20 protein-coding genes and 3 tRNA genes are annotated in these 25,069 nt (G+C 42.0%); 17 read left to right on the plus strand and 6 right to left on the minus strand.

The window, feature by feature from the left end; all coding sequences use genetic code 11:
- Positions 1-169 precede the first annotated feature (169 nt).
- From M2135_RS15195 to M2135_RS15225, 7 genes are all read left to right on the plus strand, one after another.
- Positions 170-1,996, plus strand: a complete 1,827-nt coding sequence (locus M2135_RS15195; protein WP_280749398.1) for a YgiQ family radical SAM protein — start codon at positions 170-172, stop codon at positions 1,994-1,996.
- 137 nt (positions 1,997-2,133) lie between these two features.
- Positions 2,134-3,447, plus strand: a complete 1,314-nt coding sequence (locus tag M2135_RS15200; protein WP_280749380.1) for a DEAD/DEAH box helicase — start codon at positions 2,134-2,136, stop codon at positions 3,445-3,447.
- Between the two features lie 2 nt (positions 3,448-3,449).
- Positions 3,450-4,715, plus strand: coding sequence for an amidohydrolase (locus M2135_RS15205; RefSeq protein WP_280749381.1), 1,266 nt, complete (start codon positions 3,450-3,452; stop codon positions 4,713-4,715).
- Between the two features lie 115 nt (positions 4,716-4,830).
- Positions 4,831-5,655, plus strand: coding sequence for a purine nucleoside phosphorylase I, inosine and guanosine-specific (locus M2135_RS15210; protein WP_280749382.1), 825 nt, complete (start codon positions 4,831-4,833; stop codon positions 5,653-5,655).
- Positions 5,656-5,726: 71 nt separating this feature from the next.
- Positions 5,727-5,799: transfer RNA gene (locus M2135_RS15215), tRNA-Gly, on the plus strand.
- A gap of 43 nt (positions 5,800-5,842) precedes the next feature.
- Positions 5,843-5,928, plus strand: a tRNA-Leu gene (locus M2135_RS15220).
- Positions 5,929-5,936: 8 nt separating this feature from the next.
- Positions 5,937-6,020: transfer RNA gene (locus M2135_RS15225), tRNA-Leu, on the plus strand.
- Positions 6,021-6,144: 124 nt separating this feature from the next.
- On the opposite strand, the gene M2135_RS15230 is transcribed toward M2135_RS15225, so the two are convergent.
- From M2135_RS15230 to M2135_RS15255, 6 genes are read right to left on the minus strand one after another with little or no spacing between them, the layout of a single operon-like run.
- Entirely contained in the window at positions 6,145-7,779 is a 1,635-nt protein-coding gene (locus tag M2135_RS15230; RefSeq protein ID WP_280749383.1) for a PCMD domain-containing protein, read from the minus strand.
- A gap of 9 nt (positions 7,780-7,788) precedes the next feature.
- A complete protein-coding gene (locus M2135_RS15235) occupies positions 7,789-8,526 on the minus strand; it encodes an outer membrane beta-barrel protein (protein WP_280749384.1) in 738 nt (245 codons plus the stop codon).
- A 15-nt stretch (positions 8,527-8,541) separates the two neighbouring features.
- A complete protein-coding gene (locus M2135_RS15240) occupies positions 8,542-10,788 on the minus strand; it encodes a PCMD domain-containing protein (protein WP_280749385.1) in 2,247 nt (748 codons plus the stop codon).
- Positions 10,789-10,790: 2 nt separating this feature from the next.
- The gene (locus M2135_RS15245) at positions 10,791-12,206 is read right to left on the minus strand and encodes a DUF4493 domain-containing protein (protein ID WP_280749386.1); all 1,416 of its coding nucleotides are present in this window, start codon (positions 12,204-12,206) and stop codon (positions 10,791-10,793) included.
- 17 nt (positions 12,207-12,223) lie between these two features.
- Positions 12,224-12,973 carry a DUF4493 domain-containing protein gene (locus M2135_RS15250; RefSeq protein ID WP_280749387.1) on the minus strand — a complete coding sequence of 250 codons (750 nt, stop codon included), beginning with the start codon at positions 12,971-12,973 and terminating at the stop codon, positions 12,224-12,226.
- Positions 12,974-12,984: 11 nt separating this feature from the next.
- A complete protein-coding gene (locus tag M2135_RS15255) occupies positions 12,985-15,594 on the minus strand; it encodes a DUF4493 domain-containing protein (RefSeq protein WP_280749388.1) in 2,610 nt (869 codons plus the stop codon).
- An 808-nt stretch (positions 15,595-16,402) separates the two neighbouring features.
- Between M2135_RS15255 and rpmB the strand changes: the two genes are divergently transcribed.
- From rpmB to rlmB, 10 genes are all read left to right on the plus strand, one after another.
- Positions 16,403-16,642 (plus strand): 50S ribosomal protein L28, encoded by a 240-nt coding sequence (gene rpmB / locus M2135_RS15260; protein WP_280749389.1) that lies wholly within the window; start codon positions 16,403-16,405, stop codon positions 16,640-16,642.
- A gap of 18 nt (positions 16,643-16,660) precedes the next feature.
- Positions 16,661-16,849, plus strand: a complete 189-nt coding sequence (rpmG, locus tag M2135_RS15265; protein ID WP_280743286.1) for a 50S ribosomal protein L33 — start codon at positions 16,661-16,663, stop codon at positions 16,847-16,849.
- A 16-nt stretch (positions 16,850-16,865) separates the two neighbouring features.
- On the plus strand, positions 16,866-17,018 hold the full coding sequence (locus M2135_RS15270; protein ID WP_280749390.1) for a DUF4295 domain-containing protein: 153 nt from the start codon (positions 16,866-16,868) through the stop codon (positions 17,016-17,018).
- A 263-nt stretch (positions 17,019-17,281) separates the two neighbouring features.
- The gene (gene dnaN, locus M2135_RS15275; RefSeq protein ID WP_280749391.1) at positions 17,282-18,406 is read left to right on the plus strand and encodes a DNA polymerase III subunit beta; all 1,125 of its coding nucleotides are present in this window, start codon (positions 17,282-17,284) and stop codon (positions 18,404-18,406) included.
- 10 nt (positions 18,407-18,416) lie between these two features.
- Positions 18,417-19,187 (plus strand): 3'-5' exonuclease, encoded by a 771-nt coding sequence (locus M2135_RS15280; RefSeq protein ID WP_280749392.1) that lies wholly within the window; start codon positions 18,417-18,419, stop codon positions 19,185-19,187.
- A gap of 3 nt (positions 19,188-19,190) precedes the next feature.
- Positions 19,191-20,342 carry an iron-containing alcohol dehydrogenase gene (locus M2135_RS15285; protein WP_280749393.1) on the plus strand — a complete coding sequence of 384 codons (1,152 nt, stop codon included), beginning with the start codon at positions 19,191-19,193 and terminating at the stop codon, positions 20,340-20,342.
- 55 nt (positions 20,343-20,397) lie between these two features.
- Complete coding sequence (gene coaBC, locus M2135_RS15290) at positions 20,398-21,600, plus strand: bifunctional phosphopantothenoylcysteine decarboxylase/phosphopantothenate--cysteine ligase CoaBC (protein WP_280749394.1); 1,203 nt, start codon at positions 20,398-20,400, stop codon at positions 21,598-21,600.
- Entirely contained in the window at positions 21,597-22,499 is a 903-nt protein-coding gene (locus tag M2135_RS15295) for a DUF4835 family protein (protein ID WP_280749395.1), read from the plus strand. The genes coaBC and M2135_RS15295 overlap by 4 nt, the downstream gene beginning before the upstream one ends.
- 7 nt (positions 22,500-22,506) lie before the next feature.
- On the plus strand, positions 22,507-24,171 hold the full coding sequence (recN, locus tag M2135_RS15300) for a DNA repair protein RecN (protein ID WP_280749396.1): 1,665 nt from the start codon (positions 22,507-22,509) through the stop codon (positions 24,169-24,171).
- 34 nt (positions 24,172-24,205) lie between these two features.
- Positions 24,206-24,952, plus strand: coding sequence for a 23S rRNA (guanosine(2251)-2'-O)-methyltransferase RlmB (rlmB, locus tag M2135_RS15305; RefSeq protein WP_280749397.1), 747 nt, complete (start codon positions 24,206-24,208; stop codon positions 24,950-24,952).
- Positions 24,953-25,069 lie beyond the last annotated feature (117 nt).

The raw sequence follows: 25,069 nt of genomic DNA on the forward strand, positions 1-25,069 counted from the left end.
TTTCGCTGTACATACGATGTTTCTTTTTTGACATAAATTATTTGTTATTTATGTGGCAAAAAAGTGTCAACCTTTTTCAGTGTAAGACAAAAAATGCGGACAACACCGTGTTGTTTCTCTGTATCGGTGTGCAAGCGTCGGTTTTGTTTTTATTTCGTACCTTCGCATGATGAATATGACCGGAAAAAAGAGCTGGTTGCCTACCACTAAAAAAGAGGTTGAAATTCGGGGATGGGATTATCTGGATGTAATTCTTTTCTCCGGGGATGCGTATGTCGATCATCCCTCTTTTGGTGCGGCTGTAATCGGCAGGGTGCTTGAGGCGGAAGGATTACGCGTTGCCATAGTGCCGCAGCCGGATTGGCGGGGGGATTTCCGCGACTTTAAAAAGTTGGGTATTCCCCGTTTGTTTTTCGGTGTTTCTCCCGGAGCAATGGATTCCATGATCAATCATTATACGGCCAATAAACGGTTGCGTAGTGATGATGCCTATACACCTGACCGTCGTGCCGGTATGCGACCCGATTATCCGAGTATTGTCTATACGAACATCTTAAAGGAACTATATCCGGATGTGCCGGTTGTTCTCGGAGGCATAGAGGCCTCTCTCAGACGCTTGACCCATTACGATTATTGGCAGGATCGGTTAAAACCGGGCATACTGGTCGAAAGTCGTGCCGATCTGTTGATCTATGGTATGGGCGAACAACCTATTCGTGAGTTGGTTGGTCGTTTGCGTAACGGAGAATCGTTTTCTTCCATTAAAAATATCAAGCAAACCGCTTATCTTCAAAAGGGCAAGGTGGAATCACTCACGGATGATATTCGCCTTTTTTCCCATGAGGAATGTCTGAAAGATAAGTTGAAACAGGCGAAAAATTTCCGCCATATCGAAGAAGAGTCTAATAAATATCAGGCATCCCGTATGCTGCAGCAGGTCGATGATCAGACCATTGTTGTTAATCCGCCTTATCCTCCGATGACACAGGAGGAGATAGATGCCTCTTTTGATCTGCCCTATACCCGCTTGCCTCATCCGAAGTACAAAGGAAAGGTGATACCTGCTTTTGAGATGATCCGTTTTTCGGTCAATATCCACCGGGGATGTTTCGGGGGGTGTGCCTTCTGTACGATTTCTGCTCATCAGGGAAAATTCATTGCTTCCCGAAGTAAGGCTTCCATTTTGAAAGAGGTAAAAGCGATTATAGACATGCCTGAATTCAAGGGCTATCTGAGTGATCTGGGAGGCCCTTCTGCCAATATGTATGCGATGAAGGGAAAAGACGAATCCATCTGTCGGCAATGCAAGAAACCATCATGTATATTCCCCGTTGTCTGTAAGAATCTGAATGCCGATCACCGTCCGTTATTGGATATCTATAAAACGGTAGATGCATTGCCGGGAATTAAAAAATCGTTTGTGGGAAGCGGTATCCGATATGATCTTTTGCTCCATCGTTATGCCGAGGAGGAGGTCAATCTCTCCAGTCGGAAATATATGGAAGAGTTGATTACCCGGCATGTCTCCGGACGTTTGAAAGTGGCCCCCGAACATACGCAACCAGGGGTGTTGAAGGTGATGCGAAAACCCTCGTTTGATCAATTCAAACAATTCAAACAGGTCTTTGATCGTGTCAACAAAACGCATGGGCTCAATCAACAGTTGATTCCTTATTTCATATCGAGTCATCCGGGTTGTTCGGAAATTGATATGGCTGAATTAGCCGTTATTACAAAGGAGTTGCACTTTCAACTCGAACAAGTACAGGATTTTACGCCTACCCCTATGACCTTGGCTTCGGAAATTTATTACACCGGCTATCATCCGTATACGTTAGAAAAGATGTATACCGCTCGTACCAAAGAACAAAAACTGAATCAGCGACAATTTTTCTTCTGGTATCAGCCTGATTTTCGTCGGTCGATCACCCAGTCTCTTCAGCGAATGAACAGAAAGGATCTGATTAATAGGCTCTTTAATAAAGGCAGGGTGTGAAAATACGTTGTCGTTTGTGTATGAGGTGATGAATATCGCTTCGTATAAAATAACTACCTTTGTTTCGAAATTGGACGAACTAACAACGAATAGCTGTTTGGTCGGATCCGGAACTTCTAACCATTCAGATAAAAGTCATGACAATAAATAGAGAAAAAATAGCGAGTGCCCTTAATCATACAGGGATAATATCTTTGAATGAGATGCAACAGGCGGTATTGGATGTGGATATATCCAGAGATATGATCTTGTTGAGTCCGACTGGTTCAGGAAAGACGTTGGCTTTCCTTCTGCCTTTGCTCGTTTCGTTGACGGATGAACAGAAAAAGGTTCAAGCACTGATTATTGCTCCATCCAGAGAACTGGCCTTGCAGATCGAGTCGGTCTTTCGTTCGCTTGGATCAGGCTATAAGGTGAATTGTTGTTATGGCGGGCATCCGATCCGAACGGAAAAGAAAAATCTGGAACATCCGCCAACTGTATTGATTGCTACTCCAGGTCGTCTGGTGGATCATATCGAAAGAGGGAATATTCATTTGGATACGGTGCATACATTGATATTGGATGAGTTTGATAAATCGCTTGAGTTGGGTTTTCTTTCGGAAATGAAAGAGATTTTGTCGCATTTGCCCGCTCTTCAACGAAGAGTGTTGACCTCTGCTACTTCGAGTGTTGATATTCCACCATTTACAGGTATGACCAATCCTGTTCGATTCTCTTTTCTGACAGAGACAAAAACGGTAAAAGGGCTTACGGTCTATCAGGTAAAATCACCGGAAAAAGATAAGCTGGAAACACTTTGCCGGCTGTTGGGCGAATTAAAAGGAGAGTCGGCATTGGTGTTTTGTAACCTGCGTGAAGCTGTAGAGCGGGTAAGTCATTACCTGACGGAAGAAGGGGTGGATAATGATTTTTTTCATGGAGGAATGGAGCAGCCGGAACGTGAACGCGCATTGTCGCATTTTCGTAATGGGAGTTCCAATGTGTTTATTTCAACCGATTTAGCTTCGAGAGGCTTGGATATTCCGGAGGTGCAAAACGTTATTCATTACCATTTACCGCATAATGAAGAGGCATACATTCATCGAAATGGACGTACTGCCCGTATGCATGCGGAAGGACGGGCCTTTATTATCCTGCATGAAGCAGAGGTTACCCCCGACTATTTACATCATGAGCCGGATCAGTTTTATTTGCCCGATACGGTGAAAAGACCGCAACAGACAGCGTGGGTGACATTGACGATAAACCGTGGAAAACGCGATAAAATCAGTAAAAAAGATATCGTTGGCTTTCTCTTTCAGAAAGGAGGTTTGGAAAAAGACGACCTGGGAATAGTGGAGGTTAAAGAGAGTTGTTCGTATGCTGCTATAAAACGGGATAAATTAAAAGAACTCTTATCCCGCATCCGCGATCAGAAAATCAAAAACATGAAAGCCAAATTTAACTAATCATGAGCTTATTGATAAAAAATACCCTTTTCAACGGGGATATTCTGATTAATGGCAATAAGATTGTTTCCATTAATCAGAATATCAGAATGGACAATTGTCCATTTGATAAGCCCATCCGCATCATCGACGCTCAAGGTAAAGCCGCTATCCCCGGGCTTATCAACACGCATACGCATGCCGCAATGACCCTCTTCCGCGGTTTTGGCGATGATATGCCTTTGATGCCTTGGCTGAAGGAGAAGATCTGGCCGAATGAAGCGAAAATGACCGATGAAGATGTCTATTGGGGCGCCAAACTGGCGTGTCTGGAAATGATAAAAAGCGGGACGACCACTTTCTTAGATATGTATCATCACTTTGATGCCACAGCAAGGGCTGTAGAGGAGATGGGTATTCGGGCTGTCTTATCAGGAGTTTGTTTCGATCATTTTCAGCCGGAATTAACCGAGAAGGCAAAAGCCTCGATCAGTAAGTTATATGCCGCAATGGATAAATACGATGAACGTATCCGGTTTGCATTGGGTCCTCATGCAATTTATACGGTGTCGGGAGAATTGTTGCAATGGATAAATCATTTTTCTGAAGAGAATGATCTGTTGATCCATTTGCATTTGGCAGAAACGGAACAAGAAGTGGCAAATTCGATCGACCGCTTTGGGTATTCGCCGGTTCGGTATTTAAAAGAATTAGGCGTACTTTCTCCCCGGTTACTGATCGCTCACGGACTTTATGTCGATGAGGAAGAAATTCAACTATTGGCCGATCACGGTGTGAAAGTGGCACACAATCCGGCATCAAATATGAAACTGGCATCAGGCGGTGAATTTAAGTTTGCAGAAATGAAGAAAGCCGGGATAACGGTAGGGATAGGCACGGACGGCTGTTCGTCTTCCAATAATTTAGATCTGATAGAAGCGATGAAACTGGCCTCTTTGTTGGGTAAGGCATGGAGAAAAGACCCGGTGGTACTGACCGCAGAAGAGATGCTGACAGCCGCCACAAAAGAAGGTGCGGTGATTGCCGGAATAGATGCCGGCCGGATTGAGGTGGGTGCTTTAGCCGATCTTTGTCTGATCGATCTGAATATGCCGGCTTTTACTCCGAATTTTAATTTTGTATCCAACCTGGTTTATGCTGCTAACGGGAGTTGTGTGGATACTGTGATTTGTCAGGGTAACATCGTGATGGAAAATAAAAAAATCCCCGGTGAAAACGATATTATGGAGAAAGCAGCAGAGATAGCCTATCATCTAATGAAGCGATAAATGGATGTTTTTCTGGATTATATGAAAAGCGGATATAGCGAGATTTTGAACCGGAATTGGATCGGTTGTCGGAAAGAACAGATAAATTATTGTATCAGATAAATGGAGAATGATTATGGAACAAAAAAATAAAATGTATCAGGAAGCTGCGGATTATATCCAATCGAAATTCGGACAGTTACCGGAAACAGCGATTATTCTGGGGAGTGGTTTAGGCCCATTGGCGGATCAGTTGACAGAGACAACAGTTATTCCTTATACCGCTATCCCGCATTTTATGCATTCTACGGCAGCAGGACATAAAGGCAATCTGATCTGTGGCAAACTGGGAGAGAAACAGGTATTGGTGATGCAAGGCCGGTTTCATTACTATGAAGGCTATTCCATGCAACAAGTCACTCTTCCTGTTAGGGTGATGAAGTTGTTAGGAGTGAAGAATCTATTGGTCTCTAATGCCGCAGGGGGAATAAATAATACGTTTAAGGTGGGTGATCTGATGATTATCCGTGATCATATCAATATGATGCCTAATCCGTTGCTCGGTCCGAATAATGAAATGTTCGGCACGCGTTTTCCGGATATGACCAGAGCGTATGATCGTGATTTTATCTGCTGTATGGAAGAGATCGCTGCCAATAAGAATATTCCATTGAAAAAAGGGGTTTATGTCGGATTGACCGGCCCTTCGTTTGAGACACCTGCCGAATATGGATTTTATGGAAAGGCCGGAGGTGATGCGATAGGGATGAGTACGGTTCCCGAGGTGATTGTTGCCCGTCATGCCGGCATACGTGTATTCGGTATGTCGGTGATTACCAATGAAGGATATCATTTTGCCGATGATTTTGTCAATGATGGAGCCGATGTGATTGTTGCGGCAAATAGAGCCGCCACTATTATGACGGATTTGTTTATTGAACTTGTAGGGCAAATCAGTTAACGAATAGACGGAAAAAATTGACGGGATGTTTTGTCAGATCGAAAAATCCGCCTATATTTGCACCCGTTAATGCGAAAGTAGCTCAGTTGGTAGAGCATAACCTTGCCAAGGTTAGGGTCGCGGGTTCGAATCCCGTCTTTCGCTCAACAGACAGGTGATAAGCGAATCACCTTTTATTTTAATGAATGCCCAGGTGGCGGAATTGGTAGACGCGCTCGTTTCAGGTGCGAGTGGTTAATAGCCGTGCAGGTTCGAGTCCTGTTCTGGGCACCACCTAAAATGCGCAGGTGGTGGAATTGGTAGACACGCTACTTTGAGGGGGTAGTGCCGGTTACGGTGTGTGAGTTCGAGTCTCATCCTGCGTACCTCGAAAGTGGATCGGAAATATAGATAGCCGTATGATTGATAAGATAATCTTAGATCATACGGCTATTTTTTTTGATACAAATACAGCGCTTTAGTCTATATCTGTTGCTGCAACAGTCAATTTTACTCGTAAATTAATTCGAAATCATCAATCCAAAGCGTACTTCCTTCGCCTCCGATAAAATAGTCGCCATATTTACTGGCAGAAGCCACCACTAATAGATATTTAGGTATCCGGGTAACCGATCGGTAATCAAGTTTAAGCGTAAATTCAGTCCATTCGTTGATCGTTTGACCAACACTCATCTCCTGATAAGCAATTACATGTTCGTCGTTTGGATCAAACAATTGACGTTCTGATTTTTTTGTTTTTATACGAACGGGAGCGTCCCAATCGCCCAATGCAACCCAGATAGAGGCTTGGTCAGGCATCCCTTTTTGCGCATCAACAATATTTTCTTCAGGAGCATCCCGGGTAATAGGAGTACTTTTGTATTTGAACCACCCTTTAAGTGCAGTCGGCCGATCGGTAAACGGACGTCCGAAGTCGATGATACCGTTTGTTCCGTCTGTTTCAATATATGCTCCCGCAAACAGGTTTCCGGCAGCAAAACGAATAACGAGGTATTCCGATTCGAGTTTAGCCGAACGCCGTCCCCCGTGATAGGTCGTTTCATCGTAATTCGTTACGTTTTTATTCAGAGTTGCTGAACCCCAGTTGCCTGAATCCCAATACATTTCATCTTCTTCAGCATGGGCCAGCCATACTTTGTCAGGTTTGTACCACTCTTCAAATCCCGAGTTTGGTAGTTGTGGAGTGTCTTCTGTTGTAAATTCAACCAAGTCATATTTTTCACTTCCGATTGTTGCTTCATATTCGTAAACAGTAGAAGGTTGCAAATGACGCAGACAGGCCGTGAAACTACCCTCTTCATAAGTGATCTCATCCGAATAAACCATATCCCAGATTTCATCGCCTTTCCGCCTATATTTAATCTCTATATTCATATTTTCATTGGCGTCGCCAATGATATACGCCCGGCGTGCCCAGGGAGAAAGTGTCAGTCCGGAACCGGAAGAGTGAGTGACGACGATTTCCCATCTGTCGGTCTGGTCGAAAGCCGTAACGTCAAAGAATTGCGGCGATCTGAAATCATGTACCGTTAACGGATTCGGAGATGTTACGGCGATTGAACTTCCAATCTGCATTTTTTTGACAATCAGTTTGGAGAGATCGACTCCTTTTTCGACGTAGATGATGACTTTTTTATTTTGCTCATCAACAATGGGTTGGCCGATCTGAATTGCTTTTCCTTCAGAGTCTGTAATCTGGAATTGTCGTTGGAGATGATGCGCTGCTGTGATTTTCCAGATATAATCCTGATATATCCGTAGGGTGAAATTAACATTTTTGGTGAAATCGACTCGTGTATTAACCGAAGCTGGCAATTCACTTAACGAATGGAATCCGGAGTCCGGGAAGTTGAGATAATCCAGACAAGCGATACTGTCCGGAATAATAAGTGCACCCTCATTGACCTCCAATCGAGTGATTTGTAAATCTCTCAGATCGACAGTGTCATCGACCAAAAGTGACACTTCCATCGTCTCTTTATTGATTGTAGCAGAGAAAAAACCTTCTGTTTCGATCTCTTGAATGACTCCTTTAATAACAGGATAAGGAAGATCATTTTCTATACATCCTCCCAATAGTAAGAGCAAAACAGGAAAAACAAGTCTGATTTGTTTGTTCATCATATGCTGTTATTAAAAGAAAAATGAGATTCCCAGATTAATGGAGAACAGATTAATTTTGAAATTAGCACCACTACTTCTCATTGAGCCGTGTTCTACCTGGTTGATCGTTTGTTCACCCCATTTAAAATCGAGCCCGAGCACATCGACAGAAGCCTCTACGGCTATAATGTCATTAATGAAACAGGTTAATCCCGGAGTCACACCGAAATTCAATGAATTTTTGGTTTCGTGTACCGCCTTTGGCTCTCCTCTCAGTTGGTTGGTAGAATTACCTTCTCCGTAACCGTAGGTAACACTCATTTCATTGAACAGTCCGAATCGTTTACTATCGCCTAAGTTCAGATAAGTACGTACAAAAGCGGTTGCAAAAAATGTATGACTTTTCATATGAAGATCGTCGATGTCGATATTCAGGTCGTCTCCCAGTGAAAGGGAGAGATTGCCCAGGTCGGTGAGTGTCCGTGTGTAGCCAATACGTCCTCCGATTCCGATATTATCCCGGATAAAATAAGCGACAGTAGGAGATACTTTAAACGTATATCCGACAAGATCGAGATCTTCCAATACGACCCATTGGTAATTATCCGTTTCATATTCCAGATAAGAGAACGACGCACCTGCCATCCATTGCCCTTTGGGTATAAATGTTTTTTGCTCGATACCTCTATCTATTTTGGTTCCTTTGGCCCATACCGTCATCATACAGCAAGTCAGTAATAGAGTTGCTATGGTTATCTTTTTTTTCATTTATTGTTTGTTTGCTTATAAACCTCCGATTCCGCTGAACGAAGAGGCGTTGTAATCAAAATGTAATTCGAACTCATCCAGGTATAATACACTACTTGTACTTCCAGTGAAATAATCGCCGTATCGGCTGGCCGAAGCGACTATGACAATATGAGTTGGTTTTGTTGTTACATTTTTATTATACTCAAGATTAATTTCAAATTTCTGGAAACCGTTTGTTTCATTTCCACTTCTTTGTCCATCAATAAGTTCTCCGTAAGCAATGACGCTCTCATCATCAGGGCTAAATAAAGTCGACTTGTCGGATGTATTGATATTAAACGCTTTTGTTGTTAAGGCAATATAAATATGACATTGATCGATATCCCCTTTAGAGAGTCCGGCTCCACTCTCTGCGTAATCAATAATTCCAGGAGTGTATTGATAATATCCGGTCAGTTTAGTTGGTTTACCAACATATTCATGTCCGAATATCAATTTGGCGCCGCTGGTACCAACTGTTTCGATATATTTCCCTACATAGATATTTCCTGCGGCAAATTTGCCAATAGATCCCAATCCTACAAAGTCGGATGCTAATTTTGCCGCTTTGTTTTTGATGATAATAGTCTCTTCGGGAGATGTCGGATTCCGTACTCCGGTTAAGGATGACATTGTATTCGCACCTTCATTACCAGAGTCCCACCATTTGGTTTGATTGTTATGATCATTTTCTGACGAAGGATACCAGGCATTTTTCGGTTGATACCAATCATCAAAATTCAGATTAGGAATAGTCGGTGTTCCTTCTGTTGTAAAGTTTACAACTCCACTGCTTTGTAGACTTCCATCAATAGTAGCCTCAACTTTAAAAGAGTAGTCGGTCGACGGCTCTAATCCAGTAATCAATTTTTTCAGATTTCCTTCCTGATCGGATTGAGGCGAAAGGGTTTGCCAATTCTCTTCACTCTCGTTCGTCTTTCCATATTTAAACAACGGATTCTTAGCTTCCGGACTACAGAACCCTTTTAGTACTGCAAAGGTCGCCCATTTCTCCTGATCGGATAGTTCGGTGGCCAGTAACGGCAGATTCGGTTTGATGGTATAAGACAAATCCGCTGTTGTTTCCTGATGATACTTATCGAGTATCACCAGCGATAAATTATAACTTCTACCGGAAGACTCATTGGGTTGCAAATATTGATTGACCATTTCGGTCAGATCCAATGTGTACACAGATTTACTTTCGGAGATCTTATCCTCTTGTCCGCTTATTGACAGTTTGGTTTTCAGAGCATTTTCTGCTTTCAGCCAATCAAACATAACCGGAATACCATCATTTATAAACGCATCAGATACTTTGAAGTAGAGATTCCGTAATCCAGCCTGAGTTGTAATTACGACCTTGTGTTGATCAACAATATCATTGTTTTTTCTGACATCAAGTACTTTGTCGTTTGTCTCATTCCCACCGTTTATCTGCGTGATCACATCCAATAGAGGAACATTCGGTATATCGATCAACTGTGCATATTCAGGAATGGTGATCGTACATTCAACTTCTGTAGAATCGGTTTTATTAATTGTTATACTGATATCTCCACCGGCATTATTCTCTCCACCGCTGGGAGGTTGTACGTCAAATTTCAGTATATAATGATAGCGTGGTTGAATATCCTCAAACAATTTATTAAACTGAAACTTCAATCCATTGTTTTTATTGACCAGATTCAGGTCGACAGATAGTTTTTCCGTAAAATAAAAACCAGCTCGCGTTTCTCCCTTCTGATAGGTCAAAGCACCCGATTTACCTGTTACCACCGCCTCATAATCGCTGAAATATTGCTCCACGGCATTGGTAAATTTAACCGATACCTTGGTATTGGTGATACTACACTCTATCGCGGCTGTTGTTGTTTGACCGGCAATGACCGTCACCTCTTTCTCTCCATAATAAAAAGGAGTGTCCCATTGCGGTTCTTTGTTGAGGGACGATACAACCACATTGTATTTCCCAGCGGGAAGCACGATGCGCTGACCGGCTACACTTTGTTTGTAATTGTTGTAATATTTGGCTGTATCTCCACTTTCCGTGAGAAAGGTTACCGACAACACTTCATTGGTAACAGCCACTCCTGCTTTTGTGTACAAGGTCTCGTCTTTTTCTACTCCCAAGACAATACTTCCGGTCTGGGATTGATTCTGCTCGTTCTGCTCATCGTCACAGCCGCAGATAAGAAAGAGTAATAACAGGGGGATCCAGTATATCTGATTTCTTTTCATTTTTACGTCAATTTAATCGTTAATGTTTGTGTCACCGATTGTCCGTCTTTATCGACTGCCGTCAGTTTAAAGCTATAAGTGCCGGCACCGAACACAGCGATCATTGGCACGAAACTGCTGATGTCAAATACGTTCGCATAGGCATTCTGAGGTTTAGACAAACCGACAGAAGTCAACATCTGTTCCTGTGTAGCACTAAGGTTCATCATATCGAATTGTTTATCCAAATCCATCGCCGCTAAGGCACTGCCAAAATCGGCCGAAGAGGTGGATATCTGGATATGCAAGTTTTTCAATCCTTTTGGAGTATTGATATTCAGTTTAACAGTCGCACCTTTTTTCGCATCAGCCACACTCATGGTGATCGGTGCAGACAGTCCGTTTCCGGTGATGGTTGGAGGATTCTTGTCGTCCCCTCCCGGATTGTCATTTCCTCCTGGTTTATCACTTCCTCCCGGATTATTTCCACCCGAGTTTCCTCCGTCAGGATTGACAAAGTCGGAAGGGATCTCAATTACATATTCCCGTTCGATCAAAGAGACGTCCACTTTGATGACCGGTGTTAAGCTACCGTCAGGATCAGGATCCGGCTCTTCGGGATCTTTCGGTTCTTCGGGATCTTTCGGTTCTTCTGGATCTTTAGGCTCCTCCGGGTCTTTGGGTTCTTCCGGATCTTTCGGCTCTTCAGGTTCTTCAATGACATCCAGATTAACCAACAGGTTGTTGTGCCCTGATAAATCATTGTTGAATAAATTGATGGAGTAGGTGAAGTCTTTCCCTGCAATGGTAGTCACATGGATAATAAACTCCAATAACTGACTATTTTTAAAGAAAGGAATACGGGTCTCCTGATGTTTTTGAGTCAGGATACCTTGCCCGTTAGTCATAATAATCGTATAATCATCTCTAAACTTTTTCAGGAAGTTTTCAGAGAGTGTAATTGTTATTTTTTTGTTGTCTAACAGGCACTCCGTGACGATGGTTGCAACCTCCTTGGCATGGATAGTGACCGTATCTGTTCCCACATAAAAAGGAGCATCAAACGCAGCCTCCAACAGATTGCCACAGGTCGCTTTTACGATGTAAGTCCCTTTCTTCAACATCAGGGAACCTTGCGTAAGCATCTCCTGATAGGTCTCAAAGTAATGGACAAGTTCTCCGTTCTCATCATAGATAGATATACTGAAATCATCGGGCGACAACTCTTCATCCGGCGTATAAGTTTTCGACTTTGCCACCGGTGCTTCTTTCAGGGGATGCAGGTTCAATTGAAGTATACCCAGTGAGTCAGTCGATTGGGCGGAAGAACCGGGTTTTTCGGTTTTCCCTCTCAACTCTTTTTCCATTTCGCAGGATGTATTCCAGAATAACATGCCGACAAAAAGCAACGGTATAAGTATAGAATAATGTTTTTTCATTTTTTGTGGGTTTTAAATTAACGAGATTGAGCGACAGCCTTGTCGGTATCTACCGTGATGATAAAATATTCCCCGACAAAAGGACCGTCACCGTTAAAAGCCGGATCTTGTCCCTCTTTGTTGAAATAATAGGTACGCGCCGGATAGACTTCATTCTCTTTGGTCGTACATTCAATAATTACTTTCAGATAGGCACAATCGTTTGTGAAATAGATACGTTTCGGATTCTCTTTGGTGAAAATAGCGGAACTACCCGTATCTTGTAAAACTGTTATTTTGTAAGAATCCTGGAAAAAATGGCGGAAAGCATCTGTCAGAGCAATCTCTACACCCAGACTTTCATATTTGCATTCAACGGTTACTCGGCTTATTTCGTGCGCTTCGATCTGCAGATCCGTTTCTCCCAAGAAATACGGTTTATCCCTTAATACGGGCTCCTGCTCATACGAAAACGCTTTGATCGTATAATCACCCACAGGAAGTTCCAAGGGAGTACCTTCTTGTTGCATAGCGGTATAGGTCTCATACCGTTTGTAATAACTGTTTTCTCCCTTTTTATAAATTTCGATCGTAAAATCAGCCGCATTAAGTATAGAGAAGTCGGCCGACCGGGTAATCATTATCGGATCGGAGTCATCAACCGTAGGTATCTGCAGATTTAATCCACCCATCTCAGAGCCGGAAAATGAAAAGTTGTCTTCATGTCCCAAACTGCAGGAGAACAGGCTGAAGCCTGTTAGTATTAAAATTAAATATATCGCTTTCATATCTGTTTTCATTATTCGGAATAGTTTAATGTTACATTATCGATTTTGAGCGTACTGCCGCAATATACTCCAGGAAAGTCTTTAAACCTAGTGGCATGCTTATCGTATACAATAGCTATTGTACTCATCGGGTTAGGTGCTTTGATTATTTGTTCTTCAGTCATGATCCCAAAACCTGTTTTTTTGTCCGTAGAAGCAAAGAATATTTTTATCCTTGTCGCTTTTGATTCCGTATCGGTATAAACGACAGGTATAGTGCATTCCTTATAAGTTTCGGATGTAGTCACAGAAGCAGGTCTGGATCCTCGACCAATCTCTTTCTCTCCGGCATATAAAATGATATCGGAAACAAAATTTTCATTATTGACAGACGTATAAGCATATTCAAAAGTCATACTGGAAGGACGTGAAGAGATGGGATTGTCATAAACCAATTCACCCCTCGCCTTATTATTTTCCTTACTGGCATCGATCGAACGTATAATAACCGCAAATTCATTGACAGCATCACGGGCTTCATATACAACTGTCGGGAAGCAACCTTTAGGAATTTCGGAAGTAGTAGTTGTAGTAATACGATAAACTTTCCCCGCCGTTTCATTATTATTAGTAACCCAATGTCCGTCTTTGGCTATACTGTTAAGATATGGAACCGGTATATTCCAAGTTGACGAAGATCCATATTTGCAACTGGTTCTACTCAGATACCATAAATTCATATTCCCATTTTCAACAGGCACAATCTCTTCTGTTGTAAATGATTTGGTATCACTAAGATTCCGGAAAGTGACTTCCAGTTCATACTCCTCTCCGGCGGTAAGTCCGGGAATGGATACGGTAGCACCCGAATCGTTGATTAAAAAATCTGTCAGTGGGATAGAACTACCACCCGGCACTTTTAGATTGACATTTAAATCCGACAGATTCTGTTCGGTCAGTCCCGGAATAAGAATATCTGCCTCGGCCTTCCATGCCCAAACATTTCCATCCGGTATGACTATTTCAATAGCCGCCTGAAGCGTTATCGTGAAACTCATCGGGCTATTGGTGAATTCATCGTCTACCATGTTCGAAGCATTCAGGGTGAATGTATATGTTTCTTCCTTACACGCTTCAACCTCCAGATGACGAACAAATGATTTGTCGAATGTCAATGTATTGTTCTCAAAGACAATACCACGAGGCAAATTATCAGATAAAATATTATATGAGTGAACGATGTTGCCATTTCGTTTGACTTCCATAGTCGCTGTTTGAATACCGGCATCCGTATCGTATGCCACAACAATATCTTCCGATAATGATTCGGTGGCTAATATCGTTTGATCCGTACTGTTTTGACCTGTCAATACTGGTTTGGTTACCGGATTGGGGGTCACTTTCAGAGTGGCCGTTTCGGTTGAGTTCGGATTTACCGGCAGTGCATCAACAACGTATACCGTGTAGGTATATTCAACACTGTTTTTAGAATAGGGTAATTTTGCTAATGCGTCGGTAAAATGGATACGTCCGCTTTTGGTTCCCAGTGTTGTGTTTAAACTGTTGTTGGCTTGGTCAGAGATCGTGATGCCTAACAGCTGGGCAGCATTGATCCCTTCTGTTGTCGCTAAATCATACTCCGTAGAGGTGTTTTGACCATTTTCTAGTTTATGAATGGAAACAATTGTTTTGCCGACAGCGGCCGGTACAATATAATCGAGGTAATAGAACTCATTTTGTTCCCGAAGTTCATTATATGAGATATTTGTCACCACTTTCTCAAAATTATCTTTCCCTAAAGTTGGGGCTTCCACATCTCCCCAGGCATATTCGGGAACGGTCATATTGAGTGTCGTTTCACCGTCCAGGTCGTTGTTCAATGTCACGACCAATCCGATGCCACTAACAGCCTCTCCATCTGTTTTGAATTGTAAATTGACATTTTGCCGGGGTTCGATCGCGATCGGAGTCGGTTTGTAATAATAGGTACTGTCGTCTTCTATTTTTCGAAGTTCAAGTGTCATTTCCAGATCCGTGCCTCCTTTGTCGGAACGGAAATAAGCCGCTCTTGTCTCTCCTTTGTTCATCGTGAGTTGTTCGGACATATAAGAGGTATTGAAATGCAACGCATATGAAGGATAAGCCTCTATAAAATCACTGGAATAGCTGACAGTAACGCGTGTGTTGGCCAGTTGACACGTAACCGTTATAGGCGTTCGCATCTCGCTTTCGATCGTGAAGTCGGCACGTCCTTCAAAATAAGGAATCATAAACCTTCCCGGTGCATTATCTCCTTTATAGGCCATTAAGGTATATTTTCCCACAGGCAGAGGCAGTTCGTCGGGCATTTCACTGAACGTAGGAAAAGAGTGTACAATAGTTTCTCCTTGCAGTATCTGTACAGTGTAATCTTCCACATCCAGATAATGGTAAAATTCATCGGAAATAGCTTTTGTCGTTGTGTTTTGTCGGAATGTTGTATCCGCACTCAGGGACAAAAGCAATGCTCCTGAACGGTTGGAGGAAGAGTCCGAGTCGTCATTACAAGAAAATAAGCCTGTGGAAAAAAGGATAACAGCTAACAGGGGTAGAATATCTTTTACCGCTATCCAACTCAATGGAAATCGATCTTTTTTCATCATAAGTAGTTTGTAGTGGATATATTGCCTTATTAAAAAATGCCACAAATAATGCTAAAATGTATGTCTAACGAAATTGCTTAAAATGGCTCTGCAAATGTAAGTGAAAACAAAATTTAAGTCCCTTTTAGATTACTCAAAAAGAGTTAATATTATTTATGCTGTCAATTTGTTGAATGTAATATACTTATTAGCAATTTGTTACAATCTTGCTAAAAACCGCGTTATTCCGTAAACAGATTTTGTTCTATCTCTTGAAATTCTTAAGGTATCTTTATTTTTTGGTCTGAATGTATACTCTTTTGGTCATCTTTTATTTTTCATGCAAATAGTCTATTCTTTTTTTCTACGCTTAGTATCTGTTTTTATGTATCAAATTAATCGTCTACCAACTGTTAGACGATCGGGACACAATTGGTAGACGAAAGTGACACAGTTGGTAGACGAAAGTGATACAACTGTTAGACGATTAAATTTGTCACATGAAAACAGAATCCGGTCAGGTTGATACGGATAAGTCATCCAGGTATTTCTTTTACCCTATAACTCGAAAGAAAAACAATGGGAGGGTATTTTCTTTGAAAATTTCCAATATCCTTTTGTGGGAAAGATAAAATTTATTTATATCTTTGCAGGCCGAAAAGTGTATAAAACACTGGCTTTCTTCATGTTTTGTTCAAGATGCTAGTTCGAAACAAGGAGGATATCATGCATTTAGAGGAGCAAAGATTTGCAGGGGTTAATTTTTATCATTTACTTTGCGCCCTGATTGCTAGAATCATAGAATAAAAATATTTAGAAAAATAAAGAAATGTCTAAGATTTGTCAAATTACAGGAAAAAAAGCAATGGTTGGCAATAACGTTTCGCACTCAAATCACCGCACGAAACGTAAATTTAATGTGAACCTGTTTACAAAGAAGTTCTATTGGGTAGAACAGGATTGTTGGGTTAGCCTGAATATTTCAGCCGCAGGCTTGCGCACGATTAATAAGATCGGTTTGGATGCAGCAATCAAAAAAGCAGCTGAAAAAGGTTTTTTAAACGCATAAGTTAGGAGGGAGTAACAGATGGCTAAGAAAGCAAAAGGTAATAGAGTACAGGTAATTTTGGAATGTACAGAGCATAAAGAAAGCGGTATGCCGGGTACTTCAAGATATATTACCACTAAAAACAGAAAGAATACGACTCAGCGTTTGGAATTGAAAAAATACAATCCGATTCTGAAGAAAATGACATTGCATAAAGAAATAAAATAATAGGAGATTTTAAACGATGGCAAAAAAAGCAGTTGCAACATTTAAAAAAGGCGATGGCCGTACCTATTCAAAGGTCATCAAAATGGTGAAGTCTCCGAAAACAGGAGCTTACATCTTCCAGGAAGAGATGATTCCGAACGATGCTGTAAAAGATTATTTCGCCAAATAAGCGGAGTACGACTAAGATATAAAAAAGGACAATCGGTGAACTGATTGTCCTTTTTTTTGTACATACATTCGTGAAACAGAACGGTTCCCCTATGAATGTATAAAATCGCTCATAGGGAAACTTTTCTTTCCTATTGTTTGAGGTTTGATGCAATAATTTTTTAATTTTGTTCAGTTTATAATAACGGACTGGTCGGTTGAGTGACAAACCTCGGCAAACGTTCGGAAAAGCAGATAAAAATATAATAATAAAATAAGAATGATATGAAATTTGATGTATCCAGCGCAGCACTATTATCACGTTTGCAAGCGATCAGTAAAGTGATTGCCTCTAAGAACTCATTACCGATTTTAGATAGTTTCCTGTTTGATTTACAGGAAAACAAGTTAGTTATCACGGCATCAGATGCTGAGACCCGATTGGTGACGTCTGTAGAAGTTATGAACGTGGAAGGAGCGGGGCTATTTGCCATATCATCGAAAATCTTATTGGAGCCGTTGAAAGAATTACCGGATCAACCGTTGACATTCGATATAAATGATGAGAACCTGGAAATTTTTATTCACTTCCAGAATGGTAAATATAATTTTATCGGACAGAAAGGGGATACCTATCCTCAACAAAAGCCGTTGAACGAGAATGCGATTACCCTGAATCTGGATGCTCAGATGTTATTGAGCGGGATCAGTCGTTCGCTTTTTGCTACGGCAGATGACGAACTTCGTCCGGTGATGAACGGAGTCTACTTTGATATTCATACGGATGACTTGACTTTTGTTGCTTCCGACGGGCATAAGCTGGTTCGCTTGCGTAATCTTTCCGTACAGTCACCCGAAAGAGCCTCTTTTATTTTACCTAAAAAACCGGCAAACTTGTTGAAAGGTCTTTTGTCGAAAGATAGCGAACAGGTCAAAATTCAGTTCGATGAAAATAATGCCTATGTGTATTGTGCGAATTTTGAGATGGTCTGTCGTCTGATCGAAGGACGTTATCCCAATTACAACAGCGTCATTCCTCAGGAAAATCCGTTTAAGGTGATGATCGATCGCCTCTCGTTTTACAATGCCTTGAAACGTGTCTCTGTTTTCTCTAATCCGGCAAGCAGCCTGGTGAAGTTGGAACTGAGAGAAAATGAGATGTTGGTATCGGCACAAGATATCGACTTTTCGACATCAGCGGAAGAACACATTCCCTGCCAGTTTGACGGAACGGAGTTGAGTATCGGTTTTAAAGCGACTTATCTGATAGAGATTCTGAATAATATCAGTTCGAATGAAGTCGTTTTGGAGTTGGCCGACCCATCCCGTGCAGGTCTTATTATCCCTTCCGAAAATGAAGAGAACGAAGATGTGTTGATGTTGTTGATGCCGATGATGTTAAATGACTAACACCTAAAGAATGCAATTAAACCTGAGAAACCCGTTAGTCTTCTTTGATCTGGAGACAACGGGTATAAACATAGTGAAAGATCGGATTGTCGAAATTTCATATGTAAAGGTTCATCCTAACGGCAAGGAAGAAAGCAAAACCTATCGGATTAATCCCGGAATACCCATACCGCCACAAACGACGGCTATTCATGGGATCAGCGACGAGGATGTAAAAGATGCGCCGACATTTAAAGAGATAGCCAAAACATTGGCCGCTCAAATAGAGGGGTGTGATCTGGCCGGTTATAACTCCAATCGTTTTGATATCCCTCTTTTGGTGGAAGAGTTTTTACGTGCCGATGTCGATATCGACTTGAACCGCCGTAAATTCATAGATGTTCAGACGATTTTTCATAAGATGGAACAGCGGACATTAGCGGCGGCTTACAAGTTTTATTGTGAAAAAGAGTTGGACAACGCCCATACCTCTGAAGCAGATACGATGGCGACCTATGAAGTGTTGAAGGCACAGTTGGATCGTTATCCTGATCTTCAGAATGATGTCAACTTCCTGTCTGAATTCTCCAGTTTTACAAATAATGTGGATTTTGCAGGACGTATGGTCTATAATGAAGAGGGGAAAGAAGTGATTAATTTCGGTAAATACAAAGGACGGTTGGTTGAAGATGTCCTTAAGACGGATCCCGGCTATTATTCGTGGGTGATGAATGGCGATTTTCCATTAAACACCAAAAAAATCCTGACAGAAATCAAGTTACGCGGTTTTAATTCAAAATAAAAGATGAATAATTTTGAGTTCTATAATCCGGTCAAGGTCGTCTTTGGAAAAGGATCAATTAGCCGTTTAGCAGCATTGATTCCCCATAAGAGTAAAGTGCTTTTAGTCTATGGCGGAGGCAGTATCAAGCGAAATGGGATTTATACACAAGTGATCGAAACCTTGAAGAGTTTTGATCTCATAGAGTTTTCCGGTATAGAGGCTAATCCGCATTATGAGACTTGTATGGATGCAGTGAAACTGGTCAAAGAACAGGCGGTCGATTTCTTGCTGGCTGTAGGAGGTGGTTCGGTCATCGATGCGACGAAGTTTATCGCGGCTGCTGCTTGTTTTGAAGGAGAGCCTTGGGAGATCTTATCGAAAGGAGCAGAAATAAAAAAAGCATTGCCTTTAGGAGCGGTGATTACTTTGGCTGCTACAGGTTCCGAAATGAACGAACGGGCGGTTATCTCGCGCGTATCCACAAAGGAAAAATTAAACTTTGCCAGTCCGCTGGTCTTCCCTCAATTTGCGGTGCTCGACCCGGAAGTAACCTATTCTTTACCGGCAAAACAGACTGCGAATGGCGTGGTGGATTCTTTTATTCATGTCATCGAACAATACCTCACTTATCCTGTACAGGCAAAGGTGCAGGACGCTTTTGCCGAAAGCTTGATGAAAATCATTGTTGAAGAGGGGTTGAAGGTCTTGGATCATCCCCATGATTATGAGATACGTGCCAATTTAATGTGGGCTGCAACCAATGCATTGAACGGTTGGATCGGACAAGGAGTGCCTCAGGATTGGTCTTCCCACCGGATCGGTTATGCGTTGACTGCACAATTCGGATTGGATCATGCGGAAACATTGGCTGTTATTCTTCCGGGAGTGATGACCTATATGCAAAAAGCAAAAGAAGAAAAGATTATTCGATTAGGAGAGGTGGTCTTCAATTTGCAGGAAACAACGAAAGAGAAACAGATTTTTCAAACGATTGCGGCTTGTGAAGAGTTTTTCCGGAAGATGGGTTTAAAAACCCGGTTGCATGAATATGGAATTACGGAAGGTGATTTGAATATTTTGGTCGAGCCGGTCAGACAAATGAACTGGAAATTAGGCGAACAGGGCAATATCAATTGGGAAGTCGCCCGTGAAATTCTATTGTTGCGTGTATAATAGAAAGCGTAACTTTCCGTTTTTATATTGAAACATATTTTAGGAAAGGAGAAACATGCTGAAAGGTAAAAAAATCATATTGGGAATAACAGGAAGTATTGCGGCCTATAAAGCAGCCTATATCATTCGTGGACTGATCAAAAAAGGGGCGGAAGTACAGGTTGTTATAACACCTGCCGGAAAAGAGTTTATTACACCACTCACGCTTTCTACATTGAGCAGCAAGCCGGTGATCAGTGAGTTCTTTTCTAATCGTGACGGTTCTTGGAATAGCCATGTCGACTTAGGCTTGTGGGCTGATGCGATGCTGATTGCTCCGGCTACTGCAGCTACGATCGGTAAAATGGCAAACGGTATTGCTGATAATATGCTTATTACAACTTATTTATCATGTAAAGCGCCTGTTTTTGTTGCTCCCGCCATGGATCTTGATATGTATGCACACCCTTCAACACAACAGAACTTGGATCGTTTACGTGCGTTTGGGAATCGTATCATAGAACCTGCCGAAGGAGAACTGGCCAGCCATTTGGTCGGTAAAGGCCGGATGGAAGAACCGGATCAGATTATCCGAACACTGGAGGATTTTTTTTCCTGTGAACAATCTCTTTTTAAAAAAAAAGTACTGATAACGGCAGGTCCGACTTATGAGAAAATAGATCCAGTCCGTTTTATCGGTAATTATTCGTCAGGTAAAATGGGGTTTGCTTTGGCAAATGCCTGTGCACAAAGAGGGGCAGATGTCACATTGATAACCGGACCTGTCTCGTTGGAGACGCCACATTCTCAGATCAAACGGATAGATGTTGAATCGGCTGACGAGATGTATGCAGTGACCACCCAATTATTCCCCGAAAGTGATGTTGCTATTTTATCTGCTGCCGTAGCCGATTTTCGTCCGGCAAGCCGAAGTGAACAGAAAATAAAAAGGGAGAAGGAGGATCATCTGACTCTCTCCTTAGTACCGAATAAAGATATTGCCGCTGCATTAGGCAGAACAAAACACGAACGACAATTTTTGGTCGGTTTTGCTTTGGAGACCAACGATGCTTTACTTCATGCCAAAGAGAAACTTCAACGGAAAAATCTCGATATGATTGTTTTAAATTCGTTGGAAGAACAAGGAGCCGGTTTTAAGTATGATACAAATAAAATATCGATTCTCGACCGTGAAGGCAATCAGACTGATTATCCGCTCAAAGATAAACAAGAGGTAGCAAATGATATCATCCATAAAATAACAGAGAGGTTCATATGAGAATAATCAATAAACTGATCGTATTCGGTGGTCTTTGTTTGGCTACATTGAACACTTTTGCTCAGGAGATCAATGCCCGTGTGACTGTCAATGGATCGAAGATCTCAACCACCGAGACACGTATTTTTACCACCCTGCAAGATGCACTTACCGAGTTTATCAATAATCGGAAATGGACCGATGCCACATTTGCCGTTACAGAAAGGATCGATTGCAATATAACCATTCTTCTCAACGAAATGACAGACAATACTTTTAAGGGGGAGATACAGATTGCGGCGCGTCGTCCGGTATATAATTCAAGTTATACGACAGCATTACTTAATTTCCGCGATACGCAGCTCGATTTTGAGTATATCGAATATGAACCATTGGAATATGCGGATAACACGCTGAGTAGTAATCTTACTGCAACAGTGGTATTCTATCTTTATACCATTCTGGGTCTGGATTTTGATAGTTTCTCCCCGAAAGGAGGTTCGGTCTTTTACCAACAAGCCCAGCAGATCGTCAACCTGGCACAGGGGCAAGCTTCGTGGTCTGGCTGGAAAGCGTTTGACAATAATAACAATCGCCACGCAGTCATAACCGCTTTGACGGAGAATGCTTCCGAAACATTCCGGGAATTGTGGTATACGTATCATCGTAAAGGGTTGGATGAGATGGCAGCGAATGCAGATCGTGGACGTACAACTATCCTTTCGGCTTTACCCGCGTTAGAGCAAATTAAAAGCGCCCGGCCAACGTCCGTCATCCTACAACTATTTGCTGATGCCAAATTAGAAGAAATAGTCTTGATCTACTCCAAAGCGACCATGCAGGAGAAGCAACAGGGATATGAGATGTTGTCGAAACTGTATCCGACGCAATCGACCAAATTTGACGCTTTAAGAAACTGATAGTAGTATGTTGAGATCATTAGTTATACGCAATTTTGTCCTGATCGATAACCTGGATATTCAATTCGATAAAGGATTGTCTGTTATTACGGGAGAGACTGGTGCCGGAAAATCAATTATATTGGGGGCATTATCCCTTGTTCTCGGGCAACGGGCAGATGGAAAGAGTATACGTCAGGGGGTAGAGAAATGTGTTATTGAAGCTGAATTTGATATTGCAGCATATCAACTATCTCCCTTCTTTCAGGAAAACGATCTGGAATACGATGAAGAGAGTTGTATTCTCCGCCGTGAACTCTTCTCTTCCGGTAAATCCCGGGCATTTGTCAATGATTCTCCGGTTTCATTAACCCTGATAAAAGAGTTAGGCAACCAATTGATTGATATTCATTCGCAACATCAGAACTTACTATTGAACGACAGCCATTTTCAATTGAAAGTCGTCGATCTGATGGCGCAAAATCAAGAACTATTGACGACCTATCAACAGCAATATACCGCTTTCCAAGCGTTGAAGAGAGAGATCAACTCCTTACAAGAAAGGTCAGCGCTGTCGCGACAGGAGGAGGATTATTTGCGCTTCCAACTGGAGCAGTTTCAAGAGGTACAACTAAAGAAAGGAGAACAGGAACTGTTGGAAGAAGAGCAGGAAATCCTGTCACACGCCGAAGAGATTAAAGGAGGATTATACAAAATCGCCGGACTACTTAACGGAGATGATCAGGGAAGTATATTGTCTTTAAAAGAAGCATTGACTATTTCTACTTCATTGGAACGGTATTATCCGCGCGCAAAAGAGATCAAAGAACGGTTACAGACCGCTTATATCGATTTAAATGACCTGGCGTCGGAAACGGAAACATTGCAGGACGCTGTAGATTTTAATCCGGAACGCTTGGAATGGGTCAATGATCGCCTACATATAATCTACTCCCTGCAACAAAAACATCATGTCTCTACCGTAGATGATCTGCTTGCTCTCCAACAAGAGTTTGAGGTTAAACTGGAAGCGATCGACTCGTTTGACGAACAGCTGACCGTATTGAATAAACAGTTGGAGAATTGTTTTAACGAGTTGAAGAAAGACGCCGTATTACTAAATCGTCAACGACAGAAGGCCTCTAAGGATATTTCCAAAGAACTGGTAGAGATGGTATCGCAATTGGGGATGCCGCATGCCCGTTTTCATATCGAAATCACGCCAAAGGAAGAGCCCGGTGCTTATGGCATGGATGATATCCGTTTTCTGTTTTCAGCCAATAAAAACGGTGAATTACAACCTGTGGCACAGACTGCTTCAGGTGGGGAAATCTCCCGTTTGATGTTATGCATCAAAACCATGATTGCCGGGTTTACCGCTTTGCCAACCATTATTTTTGATGAGGTCGATACCGGAGTCTCGGGTGATATTGCCGATAAAATGGGTGATATTATGCAGCAATTGGGGAAAAAGATGCAGGTAATCACCATTTCACATTTACCCCAAATAGCAGCAAAAGGAAAAGAGCACTATCTTGTCTACAAAGAAGATACTCCCGAACGTACCATTACACAGATCAAACAATTGGAACAGGATGAACGCATTCGGGAAATTGCACGGATGTTAAGCGGAGCAACACTGACGGAGGCATCCATTGCCAATGCCAAGGAACTGTTGAGATGGAACAACTAAATCACCCCCCCATTAAATAAATACGAACTAATATATGAGAGAAAATGAAATGATCTTTGGCATCCGTACAGTCATAGAAGCGATTCAGGCGGAGAAAGAGATTGATAAGATACTGGTCAGAAAAGATTTGCAGGGAGAACTGTCGAAAGAACTCTTTACCACCTTGAAAGGACGTGATATACCTGTTCAGCGTGTGCCGGCCGAACGGTTAGACCGGGTTACGCGTAAAAATCACCAGGGGGTAATTGCGTTTATCTCGGCGATCATGTATCACTCGCTGGAAGATATCATTCCTTTTGTCTACGAAAAAGGGAAAGATCCGTTTATTGTTCTACTGGACGGAATAACGGATGTGCGCAATTTCGGTGCAATCGCCCGAACCTGTGAATGTGCCGGGGTGGATGCCATTGTCATTCCTTCGAAAGGGAGTGTGACGGTCAATGCCGATGCGATGAAAACCTCGGCCGGTGCCCTGAATATTCTTCCGGTATGTAAAGAAAAAAATATCAATCAAGCCATCCGTTTTTTGCAGCAGAGTGGAGTCAAAGTCTATGCAGCTACCGAAAAAGCGTCGGAGATCTATACCCAAGTCGCCTACGAAGGGCCTGTCGCTATTGTGATGGGAGCCGAAGATCTGGGCGTTTCACCGGAGAACCTGCGCATATGCGACGAACTCATCAAAATCCCTCAATTCGGAACAATCGGATCGTTGAATGTCTCTGTCGCCTCTTCGGTGATTATCTATGAGATTGTGCGACAACGTATGAAACAATCTATCTAAAAAATCCGATAAAAATTCATTCGATGTCTTACACTGAAAAAGGTTGACACTTTTTTGCCACATAAATAACAAATAATTTATGTCAAAAAAGAAACATCGTATGTACAGCGAAACTTT

Source organism: Parabacteroides sp. PF5-9 (assembly GCF_029893105.1).
Classification (GTDB): domain Bacteria; phylum Bacteroidota; class Bacteroidia; order Bacteroidales; family Tannerellaceae; genus JARXWG01.